We start from the raw sequence: 15,994 nt of genomic DNA on the forward strand, positions 1-15,994 counted from the left end.
CGAAAAAGCCTGGCCCTAGCCTCAACCACCGCGTGGTTCTCGCTGCCGGTCGGCCTCACGGCGGCTCGAAGCCTCGTAGGCTGCAGGATGTAGTCGAGCGCTCCGGCTCGTGAAATGCCACATCGCGCCGTGTGCTTTTCGGGCCGAGCTCCATTTGGTATCGATTCCAACTACTGGAATTCGAGTGATGCTGGCGCCTTGATACTCAGACTAGGTATTCGCATCAAACGCCCCCTCGTGTGATCGCCACCACCTTGCGCAAGTACGGAGCCAATCTCATGCCGTCGGTCACGCCTCTCCGGGTTGCCGTGCTGGACGACTTCCAGGATGTCGCGCGTTCGCTCGCAGATTGGAGCGGTCTCGAACCCCGTGCCACGACGACGTTCTTCAACGATAACGTGACGGGAGACGCCCTTCTGGCGCGACTGCTGCCGTTCGACGTGATCATGCTCATCCGCGAGCGGACCAAGTTGCCGGCTTCGCTGATCGCGCGTCTGCCCAACCTCAAGCTGGTGGTCACCGCCGGGATGCGCAATCTGGGCATCGATCTGCCCGCGTGCAGGGCGCGGAAGATCCCGGTCTGCGGCACGGATACCGGCAGCAGTTCGACCGCCGAGTTGGCCTTCGCGATGCTCTTGGCGCTTTCGCGGAACATCGTGATCGAGGATCGCGCGCTTCGCGAGGGACGCTGGCAGACGCGGATGGGCCGTGCCGTGAAGGGCTCGACGCTGGGCGTCCTCGGCCTCGGCAGGCTCGGCACTCAGATGGCCGGATACGGCAGGGCATTCGGCATGGATGTGATCGCGTGGAGCCAGAACTTGACTCCGAAGGATGCGGCTGCGGGCGGCGCCGTCTTCGTCGAGAAGGACGAGCTGTTTCGTCGCTCGGACTTCATCAGCCTGCACGTCGTCTTGAGCGAGCGTACGCGCCATGTCGTGGGCGCCGCTGACTTGGCGCGGATGAAGCCGTCGGCTTGCCTGATCAATACGTCGCGCTCTGGCCTTGTCGACGAGGCCGCCCTGATTGCCGCGCTGAAGGACGGCCGGATCGCCGGAGCGGCGCTCGACGTATTCGACGTCGAGCCCTTGCCGCACGATGCGCCGATCCTGTCCGCGCCCAACACCCTGCTGACGCCCCATCTCGGCTATGCCTCGCGCGACAGCTACAAGATCTACTTCAGCCAGGCCGTGGAGGACATCGCCGCCTGGCTCGACGGAAAGCCGATCCGGGAACTGACCGCCTGATCTTGCGGCCTGTGGCTATCGCGAAGCCTGATAGGTCTCAGCGGGCAGCACCGCGGATTGCGCCGCGCGGCTCGTCGCCGGATTCCTTGTCCGGTTGGCGCCGCGTGAGAAATCCGGCCCAGATCTGCCAGGCGAATATCAGGGCGACGACCCCGAGGATGGCCCCGCTGATCGGATGCTCGACGAAGGTTGCAAAGCTGCCGTGACTGAGCAGCATCGCGCGCCGGAAGTTCTCCTCCAGGATCGGACCCAGGATGAAGCCCAGCATCAAGGGCGCGGGATCGAGGCTGAGCCGGAAGAAGATATATCCCAGGACGCCGAAAAACGCCGTCGTGTAGATGTCCTCGAGGCTGTTGTTGACGCTGTAGGTGCCGACGCAGCAGAAGAACAGGATCGAGGGGAACAGCGCGGTGTAGGGGATCCTGAACACCGTCAACCAGTACCGGACCAGCGGAACGTTCAGCACGACCAGGAAGAGATTTCCGATCCACATGCTCGCAACCAGCCCCCAGAACAGATCCGGATGGTCCGTGATCATGGTCGGCCCCGGCTTGATGCCGTTGATGATGAAGGCGGCCATCATGAGCGCCATCACGGCATTCTCCGGAATTCCGATGCTCATGAGCGGAATGAAGCTCGTTCGCGCCGCAGCCTCGTCCGCCGCCGCCTGTCCGGCGACGCCCTCGATCGCGCCCTGGCCGATTTCGTCGCGATACTTGCTGAACTTTTTGTCGACCGCATAAGCGGCGAATTGAGCGATCACGGGACCGCCGCCCGGCAGAAGTCCGAGCAGTGAACCGGCCGCGCTTCCGCGAAGCGCGCTCGGGATGATCCGCTTGAACTCGGTCCAGTTCGGCATCAGCTTGATCGTGCCGCGAAACGGCGAGGCCTGTCGGTCCTTGTCCAGATTCTTGGTAATCTCGGCGATGCCAAAGCAGCCGAGCGACAGGCTGACGAGCGAGATGCCGTCGTACAGCGACGGAAGGCCCACAGTGAACCGGAGGGTTCCGGTATTGACGTCGGTGCCGACGAGGCCGAGGAGGACGCCCACGAGGCACATTGCGAGGCCGTCGAGGACGCTCCCTGTCGTCACGAGGCTGACGCAGAGGAAACCAAGCAGCACCAGCGCACAGTATTCGGTCGGGCCGAACATCAGCGCCACCTGGCTCAGGGGCGGCGCGAGCGATGCCAGAACGATGGTCGCGATCGTGCCGCCGATGAAGCTCGACATGCCCGCCGTGAAGAGCGCGAGGCCGGTCTTGCCCTTGAGCGTCATCTCATAGCCGTCGATGCAGGCGACGATGCTGGACGCGTGCGGCATCCTCATCGTGATGGCGCTGACATTGTCGCCGTACTGGGCACCGTAATAGATCCCGGCCAGCATGATCAGTGCACCGTCGGTCGGCAGGGAGTAGGTCAACGGCAACAGCAGACTGATCGTCGCCAGAGGCCCAAGCCCGGGCAGCAGGCCCACCAACGTGCCGATGGTGCACCCAGCGGCACAGAACAGCAGATTATTGAGAGTCAGGGCGTGACTGAAGCCAAAGGAGAGGTTGGACAGCATATCCATCGGATTCGCCTCAATAGAGCGGGAGTTGCAGTCCAAGGCCGAGCTTCATCGCAAGTGCGACGCAAGCGAGTACGGCGCTCAGCGCAAGAGCTCGCGACAGCTTGAAGTCGGAGGCGGCGTAGGAGCTGATGAGCACCATGACGGTGAGGCCGACCAGCATGTTCACATACCCGGAGAGGAGCACGAAGCTGAGCAGGCCGGCGGCCACGAGCGCGATGTTCCTCGCCTTGAATTCCAGCCGGTCGCCCCTGACGATGCGGGTGCGCACCACGATCGCCGAGCCCACGAGGAACAACAGGGCTGACACGACGAGCGGAAACATGCCCGGTCCCGCACGGCCCAGCGTGCCGAGGGGATAGCTGTTGGCTTGCAGGCCGAAGAACAGGGCTATGGCGAGCAGGCTCAGCCCTTTCACCAGATCTCGGTTGATTGTCACGCTTCCTCCGGGTCGTCTTGCGCGGGTTCGTGCACTGATCGGCACATTGTCCCACGAGGAGGGAGCCCGACGCGTGACGAATTCGGCCACGCGCATAGTCGTCTGATCGGCTTCGATACGCTGAGGGCCAGAACGGACGTAATGAGCTTCCTCCACTCGCATTCAGAATAGCTGTCGTGCTAGGGTCGATATGCACCCGAATTCCACCTGCTGGAACGCGAGGATATGGCGACCGACCACAGCTACGACGGCTTGAACCGCTCACTTGAGCGAGGGATAGCCATATTGCGGGCATTCAAGCCGGGCGTGGCCGATCTCGGAAATGCCGAGATCGCGGAACGCACCGGACTCGCCAAGGCGACGGTCAGCCGGCTGACGCAAACGCTGGTGACTGGTGGGCTGCTGCAGAGGGATCCGGGACGCCGGGTCTACAGGTTGGCGCCGGCGGTCCTCAGTCTGGCGCATGCGATGCGCCTCAGTTCTCCCATGCTTGCCGTCGTTGCGCCCCTCATGCGAACCGAAGCATCGCGGCGTCGCGTCAATGTGGGGCTGGCTGCGGCGGACGGCGAGATGATGGTCTACCTGGAGTCGTTCCGCTATCACCCGCGATTGACACACCGGACCGTGGTGTCGGGCCAGCGCATACCCATCGAGCTCACCTCCCTGGGCCGCGCCAATCTGTGGGCGCTCGATCCGTCCGGCCGCGAACGCGAGTTTGCTGCCATCGCAAAGCGGCGCCCGAAAACATACAGACGGCTGTTTCGCGAGATCGAGAGATCCTTCGCGGAACTCGACAAGGTGGGCTATTGCGCGGTTCGCTGGCAGCCCGGAGTCGTGGCGGTAGCCAGCCCGTTGACCTATGGCGCGAGCGAGCCGCACGTCCTGAACATGAGCATTGGGAGCGCCGAGCCTTTGGCCGAGGCCGCGCACAGGCTGGCTCCATGGCTGCTCGATCTGAAGCGCCGCTGCCTCAATCGGCTCGAGCATGCGGCGACGCCCGAATTGACGTGAGCGGTGCTCGGCGCGCCAATTCCAGCAGCTGGAATTGAGGGCGTCCCGGACGAGCCGCCGCATCGTAGTCTCCTCCACAACAAGATCCGGCGGCCTACGCTGGATGTGGCGGAGGAAATCTTCCATGGCAGATCATCACGTAAGACGGAGCGTCCTGGTGCTGGCGGGCCTGGGGCTCGCACTGGTTGGCGCGATTCCGGGAGTGGCCCGGGCCGAGTACCCCGATCGACCGATCAAGCTCGTCGTTCCCTTTTCGCCCGGCGGCGGAACCGACCTGATCGGCCGAACGCTTGCCAAGCCGATGGCTGCGAAGCTCGGGCAATCGATCGTGGTGGAGAACAGGCCTGGCGCTGGCACCATCATCGGTTCGGACGTCGTCGCCCGAAGCCAGCCGGACGGCTACACGTTCCTGATTGCGACGCTCGCCCATTCGGTCAATCCCAGTCTTCACGCCAAACTGCCATACGATACGGACAAGGCGTTCGCCCCGGTCACGCTCATCGGCACTTACCAGAACATCCTGGTCGTCAAGCCGGAGAGTCCGTTCAAGACCGTCGAAGACATCATCAAGGCGGCCAAGGCAAATCCCGGGAAGTACACCTATGCCTCGCAGGGCATTGGGACGTCGGCGCATCTTGCCGGCGAATTGCTGAACAACCTTGCTCACATCGAGCTGACGCACATCCCCTACAAGGGGGCCGGCCCCGCTCTCACGGACGTCCTCGGCGGTCAGGTCGACATGATGTTCGCGAGCAGCGCCGCGGTGACCGGGTTCCTTACGAGCAAGAGCCTGCGCGCGATCGCCGTGACGGGCGCCAAGGGACAGACGCAGGTGCCGGGCGTTCCGAGCGTCGAGGAAACCGTGCCCGGATATGTGTTCGACAGCTGGTACGGGCTGTACGTTCCCGCGGGCACGCCCAAGCCCATCGTCGACAAGTTGCTCGATGCCGTCAAGTTCGCCGCGCAGGATGCTGACTTTCTCAAGCGGGCGCAGGACGAGGGCCTGCTGCTGAAGGTCGGGAGCCCGGAAGAACTCGACGCATATGTCAAGGCCGACGCCGCTCGCTGGCGCAAGGTCGTCACTGAAAACAAGATCAAACCGGAATAGGCGCCATGAGTTCGGATATCGTCCTGAAGACAGTCAGCGATGGCATTGCAACCGTCACGCTGAATCGCCCCGAGAAGCGCAATGCCATGAGCGACGATATGCGTTCGTTGCTGATCGAGGTGCTGGAGGACGTCGCCGCCGACAAGTCGGTTCGCGCGCTCGTCCTCACCGGTGCCGGCAAAGGCTTCTGTGCGGGTGGCGATGTCGCCGGCATGAAGCGGCGAATGGAGGCGCCGGCCGGGGAGGTCGGATTCAACGGCTGGGCGCGCCAGCAGCGGGTGCATCGCACGCAGATGTTGCTCCATACCATGCCCAAGCCGACCATCGCCGCCGTCAACGGCGCGGCGGCGGGACTTGGAGCGGACACGGCGATGGCGTGCGACTTCATCATCGCGAGCCCGTACGCGAAGTTCGTGTGGTCCTACATCCTGCGCGGTCTCATTCCCGACGGCGGAGGCATGTATTTTCTGCCTCGGCGCGTGGGACTCCCGAGAGCGAAGGAGCTCATCTTCACCGGCCGGCAGGTGGGCGCGGATGAGGCCGTTCAACTCGGGATCGTCGACCGCACGAGCTCGGCGGAGACATTGCTTCAGGATGCGCAGAATTGGGCCCGTGAGCTATCGGCTGGTTCGAGCACGGCGATCGCTCTCGGAAAGGCCATCCTCAATCGGTCGTTCGAGACCGAGGCCAACAACATCTTCGCGAGCGGAAGCCAGGCACAAGGGATCTGCTACACCAGCACCGAGCATCGCGAGTCGGTCCTGGCATTCCTGGCCAAGTCCGGTAACTGACGAGGACAGCCGATGTCTTTGAATGCCTTGTTCAACCCTCGCAGCATTGCCGTCGTCGGGGCTTCGGCGGACTCGACCAAGACATCGGGTCTGCCGGTCGCGTTCTTGAGGCAACAAAAGTTCGAGGGAGAGATCTACCCGGTGAACCCGCGAGTCGCCGAAATAGACGGCCTTCGATGCTACAAGAGCATCGAGGCTCTGCCGGTCGCGCCGGACGTCGCGATGGTCCTGCTTGGTTCGGCTCACGCGCTCGGAGCGGTACGCGAACTGGCGGCCAAGGGCACGAAGCACGCGATCGTCCTGGCAGGCGGATTTGGCGAGAGCGGAGAAGAGGGACAAGAGCGCCAGCGGCAGCTTCTCTCCGCGGCAGGCGGAACGCGCATCCTGGGACCGAATACGATCGGTCTCGTGAACGTCTCGGATTCCGTGCCGCTGTCTGCGAGCGGCGCGCTGTCGGCGGGCTCGCTCTTGAAGGGCTCCGTTAGCGTCGTGTCCCAGAGCGGAGGTATTCTCGGAGCGCTGCTCTCGCGGCTGACGGCGAACGGTGTCGGTCTGTCCAAGCTGATTGCGACCGGCAACGAAGCGGACCTCGAGATCGCCGACTTCGTCGACTATCTGGCGGACGACGTCGGCACATCCGTCATAGCCCTCTACATCGAGGCCATTCGTCACCCGGAGAAATTCCGCCGCGCGGCGCGCCGGGCGCGGGAGGCGGGCAAGAAAATCGTCGCCCTGAAGATCGGCCGGTCGGCAGCCGGTGCCCGCGCTGCCGCCTCGCATACCGGCGCAATGGCCGGCACTGATCGGACATATGATGCCTTCTTCCGCGATCTCGGTATCGTTCGAGCCCAAACGTTCGGCGACCTCGTCGACATTCCCGCCGCCCTTGCGACGCAACCGGCATTGATGGGGCGCCGTGTCGCGATCCTGACCTCGACCGGCGGGGCGGGTACTCTCATCGTGGATAGTTTCGGCCTGCACGGCCTCGAGGCGCCGGATCCCGACACGAAGACTGCGGAGCAACTCGCCACCGTCATGCCCGATGGTCCAGCGTCATTGAAGACCAATCCGATCGACGTCACCCTTGCAGGCCTGCAGCCCGAAATCCTGAAGGGCTGCATCGAAACGCTCCTGAACAGCCCAGCCTACGACGCACTGGTCGTCATCGTCGGGGCAACGAGCGTGCGCAATCCCGATCTGATCAGCAATGCGATCCGTGAAGCCAAGTCCGCGCAATCCAAGCCATTGCTGGCCTATGTAAGCCCGTACGCGCCGGAAGCCGTGTCGCGGTTGACCAAACAAGGTGTTCCGACCTTCAGTACGCCGGAGGCGGTGACCGTTGTTCTCAACGCCCTGTGGACCGTCGGACGCCCCCTCCGCCGGCGCGAAGGAAGTCAGCCGCGCCCGGCGGTCGATATTCCGGGCGACTGGCATGGTTCACTTGATGAGCACAGGGCCAAATCGCTCTTCGCAAGATTTGGTGTCCCTGTCGTGCGGGAGAAGATCGTGGCGAACGGGCTCGAGGCCGGTGAGGCGGCACGCGAGTTAGGTGGCAGGATCGTCCTGAAGATCCTCTCCTCGACGATTACCCACAAGAGCGATGTGGGGGGCGTCGCCGTTGGGCTGGATGCTGCGACCGTGGGCGGTGCTCTCGATCGGATGCGGGAGGTCGTCGCAGCCCGCGTGGGCCGTGCGCCGGAAGCCTTCATCGTTCAGGAAATGGTGCCAAGCGGAGGATTTGAACTGATCCTCGGTTGTCATCGCGATCCGCTTGGTCTCGTTCTGTTGCTCGGGATGGGAGGCATTACAGCCGAACTCATGAACGACACGGTCATTCGGCTGCTGGCTCCCGATATCTCGTTTTCGCGCGACCTTGCGCTGGAGATGGTCCAAGAGCTCAGGTGCTGGCCCTTGCTCGACGGATATCGTGGGCGCGCCAGACTGGACGTCGAGGGATTGGTCAGCGCGATCGTTGCTTTCGCCGCGATGGCCGTCGCGCTCGACGGGCGCATCGTCGAGGCGGAAATCAATCCAATGTTTGTTCTTCCGGCGGGCGAGGGCGTTTGCGCTGCGGACGCGGTGGCGGTGCTGACCAGCGGTCTGGCTCCGTAAGAACGATCTCCAAGAGCGAGTTGCTTGCGTCGGCGCCTGCACGGGTTTCTCGAGCGCAGCAAGCTAAGCAAATCAACCCTTCAGGTCGGCTGATTCCATCCCTGTATTGCGTCGCTCCTCCTCATTCCAATCGACAGCATCGGCTGGATTGTCTGACGGCAGCGACCTGTTCGTCTTCCGTGCATGATTGTAGACTCATCGTAGTGCGGCGTGCATTCGGAAACTGCAGAGAAGCGATGGGGTTGAACTCTTAATCAGCGGGTCCCACGCGGGCGCCCGGCGCAAGCGCGTCCAGCCCGAGAAAGCCTGATCGCTCGATATTCCGTTCTCTGACTTAATCAACTTCCGCCGCTATCGAGCGTTGCTCTTCCGGGCCTTTGGGTCGGGAGACTCGTTTGGAGCCGGGATGCTGCCGCGCATTTCAGTGCGAGTTCCTGTGTGACTGCCCTCACAGCCTGGACGCACGCGAGAGTCCTATTGCTGTCACCACTGACAGAGAGATCTTTCCCAAGCAGGAGATGACGATCCCGAGCCGGGCCAGGCGTGCTCCGGACGACAATGATGCGGAGAGGTCATTCGTTCGGATGACCGCTTTCGATCCGTCGCACGGTAAGCTTCCATGACGATGTGTCGGTGGGGCCAAACAGGGGCGCACGCTTGTCCGGATGTCGTAACCGGCTATAATCCCATCAAAGTCGAGAGCGAATAGAACTCAAAATTCCCGTCGTCGCGTCGACGACTTGCAAAGCCTGTTGAGACTTGGCCAAGGCGAGAGGCAACCTCATGCACTGATCGGGCAACTGGGCGATCTTCTTGCGCTGGCTGGTCAGAATATTGGTCGACTGCTCGACGGCAAATTTCACGACGTCGCGGGTCGGGTCATTCTCGCTGACATTGGTCAGCTCTTTCTCGATCGTGATCAGATATTCGAAACTGGACAGCTCTTGAGAAATTTCAACAAGATTCTGGATCGTGGACTTCACGCAATCCGCATCGACGGCGGAGATGTCGGTCCGCTTGGAGGTCTGTACGAGGTCGCCCATCAGGGTCGCGAACATCGGCCTGAGATCTTCGACCTTCTTCAGATCGGTCTGGCTCAGCACGCCGGCCAGGCAGACATTCGTGGCGACCAGCAATCCAAGCAGCGATCCAAGCAGGAATCCAAGGCACGGCCCCACCAGGGCCGCGGTCGACGCACGGGCCGTTGCGACGAGCGTGATGCGGTCCGCTTTCACATTCATCTGATGCGTCCGATGTCCTCTGCCTCGACAAATGCGGCTCGTTCTCGCCGTGAGCTTAGCCCCGCACACAATTTCGCTCAATCCCATTCTCGGCCTCGTCCGTGCGGACGATCGCGCCGCAATGTCCTGCGAGGGAGGGCGGTGTGACCGAAGGCGCCGATCGAATCTTCCGCGCCAGCGCGTTGCAGCGCGCGGCCTCGCCGGAGGAGCTTGACCATCTCGTTGCCATTACCAAGCCGGCCGACTGGATCCTCGCCGCGATCGTCACGACCGCATTGGTCGCCGCGCTGGTTTGGGGCGTCTACGGGCGGATTCCGTCGCGCGTGTCGGGGCAGGGGATTCTGGTCGGCAGCGGCCGCGTCGTCGACGCGGTCTCCGCCGCCGAAGGACGGCTCGCCTCGCTCAGTGTCTCGGTCGGCGATCATGTCGCGCGCGGACAGGTGATCGCCCAGATATCGCAGACCGAGATCGAGCAGAAATACGGCAACGCGGTCGAAACCTACAAGGAGCGTCAGCGCGAGCATGACGACATGGCCGCGAAGGTCGAGGCGGAGCTCGCGGTCAAGGCCTCCAACTTCGAGAAGCTCGAAGCGGCCTTCAACAAGGTCATCGAGGCGACCGGCCAGCGCGTTCAGTCCCTCGACGTCGACGTGAAGAATCTCGAACAGCTGATGACGAAGGGCCTGACGACGCGCAAGACGCTCGAGGACCGCCGTCTCGAATTGACCGAGGCGCAGCAGCGCCGGACGGATTCGCAGAACGAGATCCTCAAGCTTCACGCGCAGAAGACCGATCTCGAAACCCAGCGCGCGCGCGAATTGCAGCAGGCCGAATTCGCCGCGAACAACGCGCGCCGCGAGATGCAGGCGCTGGCGGGCACGCTCGGGCGCAATTCGCAGGTGCTCAGCCCGATTGCCGGACGCGTGCTCGAGATCAAGACATCGTCCGGCTCGGTCCTCGCCGTGGGAACGCCGGTCGTGCTCATCGAGGACGAAGGCGCGCGGCTCGAGGCGGTGGTCTACATCCCCGCCGAACAGGGCAAGAGTGTCAAGGCTGGATACCAAGTGCGGGTGGCGCCGAGCACGGTCAAGCGCGAGGAGTTCGGCACGATGGTCGGCGTGGTCTCGAGCGTCTCCGAATTTCCGGTGACGCCGCAGGGCATGACCGCCGTGCTGCACAACGACCAGCTCGTCAAGGTGTTCTCCCACGATGGTGCGCCCTATGCGGTCACGGTGTCGCTGGAGCAGGATGTGTCGACCGCGAGCGGCTATCGCTGGGCGGTCGGCAAGGGACCGCAGGTGCATCTCACCAGCGGCACGCTGGCGCAGGCGGAGATCACCACCAGAAGCCGGCGCCCGATCGACCTCGTTGTCCCCCTTCTGAGGAAGTGGACGGGGATCGATGGATAGTCCTGTTGCGCCCTCCGGAGCCATCAAGCGCACGCCGACGATCCTGCAGATGGAAGCGGCCGAATGCGGCGCCGCCTGCCTCGCCATGGTGCTGGCGCATCACGGGGCATGGGTGCCGCTGGAGCGGCTCCGCGTCGAATGCGGCGTCTCCCGTGACGGCAGCAAGGCCAGCAACGTCGTCAGGGCGGCGAAGCGCTTCGGGCTGAATGCCAAGGGATTTCGCTTGGACCTCACAGCGCTCGGCTCGGCGCCGACGCCATGCATCATCCACTGGAACTTCAACCATTTCGTCGTTCTGGAAGGCATCAAGGGCAGGTCGGCCTGGATCAACGATCCCGCCTTCGGACGGCGACAGATCGGCATCGACGAGCTCGACCGCAGCTTTACCGGCGTCGTCCTCACCATGGAGCCGGCGCCCGGGTTCGCGCCCTCTGGCGCCAAGCCGGCGGGATTGCGGCTCCTGCTGCGGGAATTGCGCGGCTCCAAGGCCGCGGTCGGGCTGCTGGTCCTGCTCAGCTTCGTCATGGTCATCCCGGGCCTCGTCGCCGCCAGCTTCTCGAAGATCTTCATCGACGACATCCTCATTCAGCATCTGGACGGCTGGCTGCGCCCGCTCTTGATCGGCATGGGTGTGACGGCCCTGATCCGCACCATCCTGACGCTGCTGCAGCAATCGCTGCTGCTGCGGCTTCAGACGAAGCTCTCGGTGGTGATGATCAGCCGCTTTCTCTGGCGGGTGATGGCCTTGCCGATCGAGTTCTTCACCCAGCGCCATGCCGGCGACATCGCCGCGCGGGTCGGCGCCAATGATCAGATTGCGCGGCTGCTGGCCGGCGGCATCGCCGCGAATGCGCTCAGCCTCACCTCGGTGGTGTTCTTCGCCGTCGCCATGATCGTCTATGATCACTGGCTGGCCTTGGTGTGCATCGGCCTGTCGCTGCTCAATGTGCTCACCTTGCGGCTGTCGATGCGGCGCAGGGAGGATCTGAGCCGCGGGCTCTCGCTGGAGCGCGGCAAGCTGCTCGGAGCCGTCGTCAGCATCGTCAGGTCGATCGAGACGATCAAGGCGAGCGGGCTCGAGGACGAGGCCTTCGTGCAATGGTCTGGCGTTCAGGCCAAGGTGCTGAACGCCGAGCGCGACCTCGCCTCGTCGTCGATCATTCTCGACATGATCCCGACCCTGATCGCCGGACTGACCATGACCGCGATCCTGATCCTCGGCGGCTTGCGGGTGATCGAGGGCTCGCTGACGCTCGGCAGCCTCGTCGCCTTCCAGGCGCTGATGGCGAGTTTCTCCGAGCCGGTGGCGACGCTGGTCAATCAGGCCGGCAGCTTCCAGCTGATCAAGGGCGCGCTCGATCGCCTCGAAGACGTCTACAATTATCCGCTCGGCGATCCCGCGCGCGCGTCGGACGACGCTTTCCCGGCGAAGCTGGATGGACGGATCGAATTCCGCGACGTGCAGTTCGGCTATTCGCTGCTGGAGCCGCCGCTGATCTCCGCTCTCTCGATCACCGTCAATCCCGGATCGCGCGTGGCGCTGGTCGGCGCATCCGGCAGCGGCAAATCCACGCTCGGCCGCCTGATCTGCGGGCTCTACAAGCCCTGGGCCGGCGAGATCCTGATCGACGGGACCAGGCTTGCTTCTATCCCGCCCGATATCCTCGCCAATTCGATCGCCTATGTGGACCAGGACATCTTCCTGTTCGAGGGAACGGTGCGCGACAATCTCACGCTCTGGGACCGCACCGTCCCCGACATCGACCTCACCAGGGCGCTCAAGGACGGCGAGATCCAGGACGATATCGCGATCCGCGCCGGCAATTACGATTCCTACGTCAACGAGGGCGGCACCAATTTCAGCGGCGGGCAGCGCCAGCGCATCGAGATCGCCCGCGCGCTGGTCGGCCGTCCCTCCATCGTCGTGCTCGACGAGGCCACCGCGGCGCTCGATCCCGTGACGGAAAAGGCCATCGACGACAATCTTCGCCGCTGCGGCTGCACCTGCATCATCATCGCCCATCGCCTCAGCACGATCAGGGATTGCGACGAGATCATCGTGTTGCGGCAGGGCAAGGTCGCCGAGCGCGGCACCCACGAGACGCTGCTCGCGCAGAACGGCGAATATGCCAGACTGGTGTCGCAGGAATGACCGGCCGGATCGACAATATCGTGTCCGGCGCGGCGCTCGTCGCGGCGCTGGATGTGCCGGGCGAGATGGCGCTCGACGGCCGCCGGCCGATCCTGCTCGATCACCACGGCCATGTCTTCGAAATCGCCGCCGGTCACGCCGACATCTTCGCCGTCGATGTCAGGGACGGCCGATCCGGCCTGCGGCATCATTTGTTCCGCATTGAGCGCGGCGGCATCATTCCTGACCTTTCGCCATTGGCTTCGTCATCTCCGGACGGCTTGCGCTTCATTGCGGTCGGCGCCCAGGACGCGCGTGTGTCCGTCGTTCCCAGGGCCGATGTGGCGCCGGAACAGGCGGTGCGCTGGATCGAGCGCCTTGCGCGCTTTGTGGCGGGACCGGCGCCGTCGTGGCAAATGGCCGAACTGCCTGGCGGCGACGTTGCGATGACAGCGGGCGAGTCCCGTCGCGGCCCGATGCGCGGCCTGCTCTGGCTCAATGTTCAGCGCGGCGCGCTCAGCCTGATCGGGAGCGGTCCGGCCTGCACCGCGGCAAGTCCTTCGCTGCCGCTGACGGCAGGCCTGTGGGTCGAGGCGGGCGCCGAGGGTTGCGTCGTAAGCGCAACGGACGTCGCGCCGGCTGGCGGCTTGGTCTGGCCGGCGGTCGACCAATTCCATCTCAGCTTCGTTGCCTGTGTCCGGGAGATTCTGTCCCGCGACTCCTCAAGCGAGAGCGAGCGTCTGGTGAGCCGAACCGGGCTCGCCGCGACCCAGGCCGTGGAAGCCTTCGACCGCTTGTCCGGCATCATCGTGCGGCGCTTCGACCACGATGCGCTCGATGCCTCCTGGTCCGACAGGCTGGCCGGCGCCTGCCAGATCGTCGGCAGCGCGATGCGCGCGCCGATCGTGATCTCCGGTCGCGTTGATGGCAGTGCGCAGGATTTGGCGGGCCTCGTCGCAATCGCGCAGTCGGCGCGCCTGCGGCTGCGCCAGGTCCTGCTCCGGTCGAATTGGTGGAAGCTCGACGCCGGTCCGATGGTCGGCTGGCTCGCTGAGACCGCCGCCCCGATCGCGCTCGTCTTCGAGCCACGTCGCGGCTACGTCATGATCGATCCGCTCACCAAGGCGCGCCGGCCGGTCGATCGCACCATCGCGGCGCAGATCGCGCCGGAGGCGGCGACGTTCTATCCGCCGCTGCCGTCGCGGACCCTGACATTCACCGACCTTCTGCGGTTTTCGCTGCGCTATGCCCGCGGCAGCGGGCTGCGCATCGCGCTGTCGGTCGTCATGATCGGCCTGTTGTCGCTGGTGACGCCGTTCGTCACCAATCTCCTGATCAGCTCGATCATCCCGCGATCGGAGCTGGATCAACTCGGCTTCTGCGCGCTCGCGCTGGTTCTCGCCGGCCTGTCGGTGGCCGGCGTCCAGGTCATGCAGGGCTTTGTGATGTTGCGGATGGAGGCAATGATCGACTGGCGGCTGCAGTCGGCGATGATCGACCGTCTGCTGCGGTTGCCGACGTCCATCTTCCGCGAGTTTACCGCGGGCGAGCTGGTCGACCGCGCCATGGGCATCGATGCCGCGCGGCGGGCCCTGACCGGGCACGCTTTGCGCGGCATGATCGCCGGCCTGTTCTGCCTGTTCAGTCTCGGCCTGATGCTCTATTACAGCCTCAAGCTGGCACTGGTCGCGGTGGCGCTGACATTCGTCCGCGCCGTGGCCATCATCGGCACCAATCTGGTGCGGCTGCATTTCGAGAGCAAGCATTTCAACCAGCAGGGCAAGGTCAGCGGCTTCGTGCTCCAGCTCCTGACCGGGGTCGGCAAGCTACGCGTCTCGGCGGCGACGTCTCGCGCGCTCGCGATCTGGTCGAAGCAGTTCGCGACCCAGAAGCAGTATTTCGTCTCCTCGCAGGTCGCTGGCAACGGTCTCGGTGCGTTCGAGACGGCGTTCCCGACTGTGGCGACGCTGATCATCTATGCCTACGCGTCCTATTCGAGCAGCGCCCTGCTCACCGACATCGGCACGTTCTTCGCGTTCTTCTCCGCCTTCGGTCAATCCATGGGATCGGTCGGCTCCTGGGCCGCCGGCGTGAGCGAGGCGCTCATCGCCATTCCGCCGCTGCTTCGGTTGCGGCCGCTGATCGCGAGCCCGACGGAAATCCCCGACGATCGCAAGTCGCCGGGAGAGCTGTCCGGATCGGTCGAGCTCGCGCGCGTGTCGTTCCGCTATCTCGCAAATGGTCCCCTGGTGCTCGACAACGTCACCTTGAAGATCACGCCGGGCGAATATGTCGCGGTGGTCGGGCCGTCCGGCAGCGGGAAATCGTCCTTGTTTCGGCTGCTGCTGGGGTTCGAGCGTCCGGAAACGGGCGCGGTGTTCTACGACGGCAAGTCGATCGAGACGCTGGATGCGAGCGCGCTGCGGCGCCAGCTCGGCGTGGTGCTGCAGAACGCCAAGCTCGCGAACGGCAACATCTACGAGAACATCTGCGGCGGCATCCGGCTGCCGCTCGATCAGGCCTGGGAAGCCGCCCGCCTCGCCGGCATCGAAGACGATATCAAGGCGATGCCGATGGGCATGCTCACGCAGGTGGCCGAGGGCGTCAGCACGCTGTCCGGAGGTCAGCGCCAGCGCATCATGATCGCGCGGGCCATCGCCCGGCGTCCGCGCATCCTGCTGTTCGACGAGGCGACGAGCTCGCTGGACAACCGGTCCCAGGCCATCGTCAGCGACGCGCTGGAAAATCTGAACGTCACCCGCATCGTGATCGCCCACCGGCTCAGCACCGTGCAGCGCGCCGACCGCATCATCGTGCTGGTCGACGGCAAGATCGTCGAAACCGGAACGTTCGCCGAGCTGAACGCCGCCTCCGGCATGTTCGCCGCGTTCGCGCAGCGTCAGATGCTCTGAGGTCTCGTCTGTCTGGTTGTCGCAAACGA

The 15,994-nt window shown here is 64.3% G+C and carries 11 protein-coding genes and 1 pseudogene; 8 read left to right on the top strand and 4 right to left on the bottom strand.

From position 1 onward, the window contains the following. Nucleotides 1–278: 278 nt before the first annotated feature. Nucleotides 279–1,244, top strand: a complete 966-nt coding sequence (locus G8O24_RS14890; RefSeq protein ID WP_188100427.1) for a D-2-hydroxyacid dehydrogenase family protein — start codon at nt 279–281, stop codon at nt 1,242–1,244. A 37-nt stretch (nt 1,245–1,281) separates the two neighbouring features. On the opposite strand, the gene G8O24_RS14895 is transcribed toward G8O24_RS14890, so the two are convergent. Beyond that, nucleotides 1,282–2,814 (bottom strand): tripartite tricarboxylate transporter permease, encoded by a 1,533-nt coding sequence (locus G8O24_RS14895; protein WP_188100429.1) that lies wholly within the window; start codon nt 2,812–2,814, stop codon nt 1,282–1,284. Nucleotides 2,815–2,824: 10 nt separating this feature from the next. Continuing rightward, a complete protein-coding gene (locus G8O24_RS14900) occupies nt 2,825–3,250 on the bottom strand; it encodes a tripartite tricarboxylate transporter TctB family protein (protein ID WP_188100431.1) in 426 nt (141 codons plus the stop codon). A 225-nt stretch (nt 3,251–3,475) separates the two neighbouring features. On the opposite strand from G8O24_RS14900, the gene G8O24_RS14905 reads away from it, so the two are divergent. From G8O24_RS14905 to G8O24_RS14920, 4 genes are all read left to right on the top strand, one after another. Continuing rightward, the gene (locus G8O24_RS14905; protein ID WP_188100433.1) at nt 3,476–4,261 is read left to right on the top strand and encodes an IclR family transcriptional regulator; all 786 of its coding nucleotides are present in this window, start codon (nt 3,476–3,478) and stop codon (nt 4,259–4,261) included. Nucleotides 4,262–4,385: 124 nt separating this feature from the next. After that, nucleotides 4,386–5,369, top strand: a complete 984-nt coding sequence (locus tag G8O24_RS14910; RefSeq protein ID WP_188100435.1) for a tripartite tricarboxylate transporter substrate binding protein — start codon at nt 4,386–4,388, stop codon at nt 5,367–5,369. 5 nt (nt 5,370–5,374) lie between these two features. After that, nucleotides 5,375–6,160 carry an enoyl-CoA hydratase/isomerase family protein gene (locus G8O24_RS14915; protein WP_188100437.1) on the top strand — a complete coding sequence of 262 codons (786 nt, stop codon included), beginning with the start codon at nt 5,375–5,377 and terminating at the stop codon, nt 6,158–6,160. A gap of 12 nt (nt 6,161–6,172) precedes the next feature. Further along, nucleotides 6,173–8,272 (top strand): acetate--CoA ligase family protein, encoded by a 2,100-nt coding sequence (locus tag G8O24_RS14920; RefSeq protein WP_188100439.1) that lies wholly within the window; start codon nt 6,173–6,175, stop codon nt 8,270–8,272. Nucleotides 8,273–8,347: 75 nt separating this feature from the next. Here G8O24_RS14920 and G8O24_RS44300 read toward each other — a convergent pair. After that, nucleotides 8,348–8,467, bottom strand: a pseudogene (locus G8O24_RS44300) (integrase); the annotation flags it as partial. A gap of 494 nt (nt 8,468–8,961) precedes the next feature. Next, nucleotides 8,962–9,600, bottom strand: coding sequence for a hypothetical protein (locus tag G8O24_RS14925; protein ID WP_244645859.1), 639 nt, complete (start codon nt 9,598–9,600; stop codon nt 8,962–8,964). Between the two features lie 56 nt (nt 9,601–9,656). Here G8O24_RS14925 and G8O24_RS14930 point away from each other — a divergent pair, with 56 nt between their 5' ends. The 3 genes from G8O24_RS14930 to G8O24_RS14940 are packed head-to-tail and all read left to right on the top strand — an operon-like array spanning nt 9,657 to nt 15,965. Beyond that, nucleotides 9,657–10,922, top strand: coding sequence for an NHLP bacteriocin system secretion protein (locus tag G8O24_RS14930; protein WP_188100441.1), 1,266 nt, complete (start codon nt 9,657–9,659; stop codon nt 10,920–10,922). Beyond that, the gene (locus G8O24_RS14935; protein WP_188100443.1) at nt 10,915–13,074 is read left to right on the top strand and encodes an NHLP family bacteriocin export ABC transporter peptidase/permease/ATPase subunit; all 2,160 of its coding nucleotides are present in this window, start codon (nt 10,915–10,917) and stop codon (nt 13,072–13,074) included. The genes G8O24_RS14930 and G8O24_RS14935 overlap by 8 nt, the downstream gene beginning before the upstream one ends. Then, the gene (locus tag G8O24_RS14940) at nt 13,071–15,965 is read left to right on the top strand and encodes an NHLP bacteriocin export ABC transporter permease/ATPase subunit (protein WP_188100445.1); all 2,895 of its coding nucleotides are present in this window, start codon (nt 13,071–13,073) and stop codon (nt 15,963–15,965) included. The genes G8O24_RS14935 and G8O24_RS14940 overlap by 4 nt, the downstream gene beginning before the upstream one ends. Nucleotides 15,966–15,994 lie beyond the last annotated feature (29 nt).

This window comes from Bradyrhizobium campsiandrae (genome assembly GCF_014529705.1).
Taxonomy (GTDB): Bacteria; Pseudomonadota; Alphaproteobacteria; order Rhizobiales; family Xanthobacteraceae; genus Bradyrhizobium; species Bradyrhizobium campsiandrae.

Coding starts and splice junctions, on each gene's coding strand:
- G8O24_RS14890 (WP_188100427.1), top strand. CDS start 279: ATGCCGTCGGTCACGCCTCTCCGGGTTGCCGTGCTGGACGACTTCCAG.
- G8O24_RS14895 (WP_188100429.1), bottom strand. CDS start 2,814: ATGGATATGCTGTCCAACCTCTCCTTTGGCTTCAGTCACGCCCTGACT.
- G8O24_RS14905 (WP_188100433.1), top strand. CDS start 3,476: ATGGCGACCGACCACAGCTACGACGGCTTGAACCGCTCACTTGAGCGA.
- G8O24_RS14910 (WP_188100435.1), top strand. CDS start 4,386: ATGGCAGATCATCACGTAAGACGGAGCGTCCTGGTGCTGGCGGGCCTG.
- G8O24_RS14915 (WP_188100437.1), top strand. CDS start 5,375: ATGAGTTCGGATATCGTCCTGAAGACAGTCAGCGATGGCATTGCAACC.
- G8O24_RS14920 (WP_188100439.1), top strand. CDS start 6,173: ATGTCTTTGAATGCCTTGTTCAACCCTCGCAGCATTGCCGTCGTCGGG.
- G8O24_RS14925 (WP_244645859.1), bottom strand. CDS start 9,600: ATGGGATTGAGCGAAATTGTGTGCGGGGCTAAGCTCACGGCGAGAACG.
- G8O24_RS14935 (WP_188100443.1), top strand. CDS start 10,915: ATGGATAGTCCTGTTGCGCCCTCCGGAGCCATCAAGCGCACGCCGACG.
- G8O24_RS14940 (WP_188100445.1), top strand. CDS start 13,071: ATGACCGGCCGGATCGACAATATCGTGTCCGGCGCGGCGCTCGTCGCG.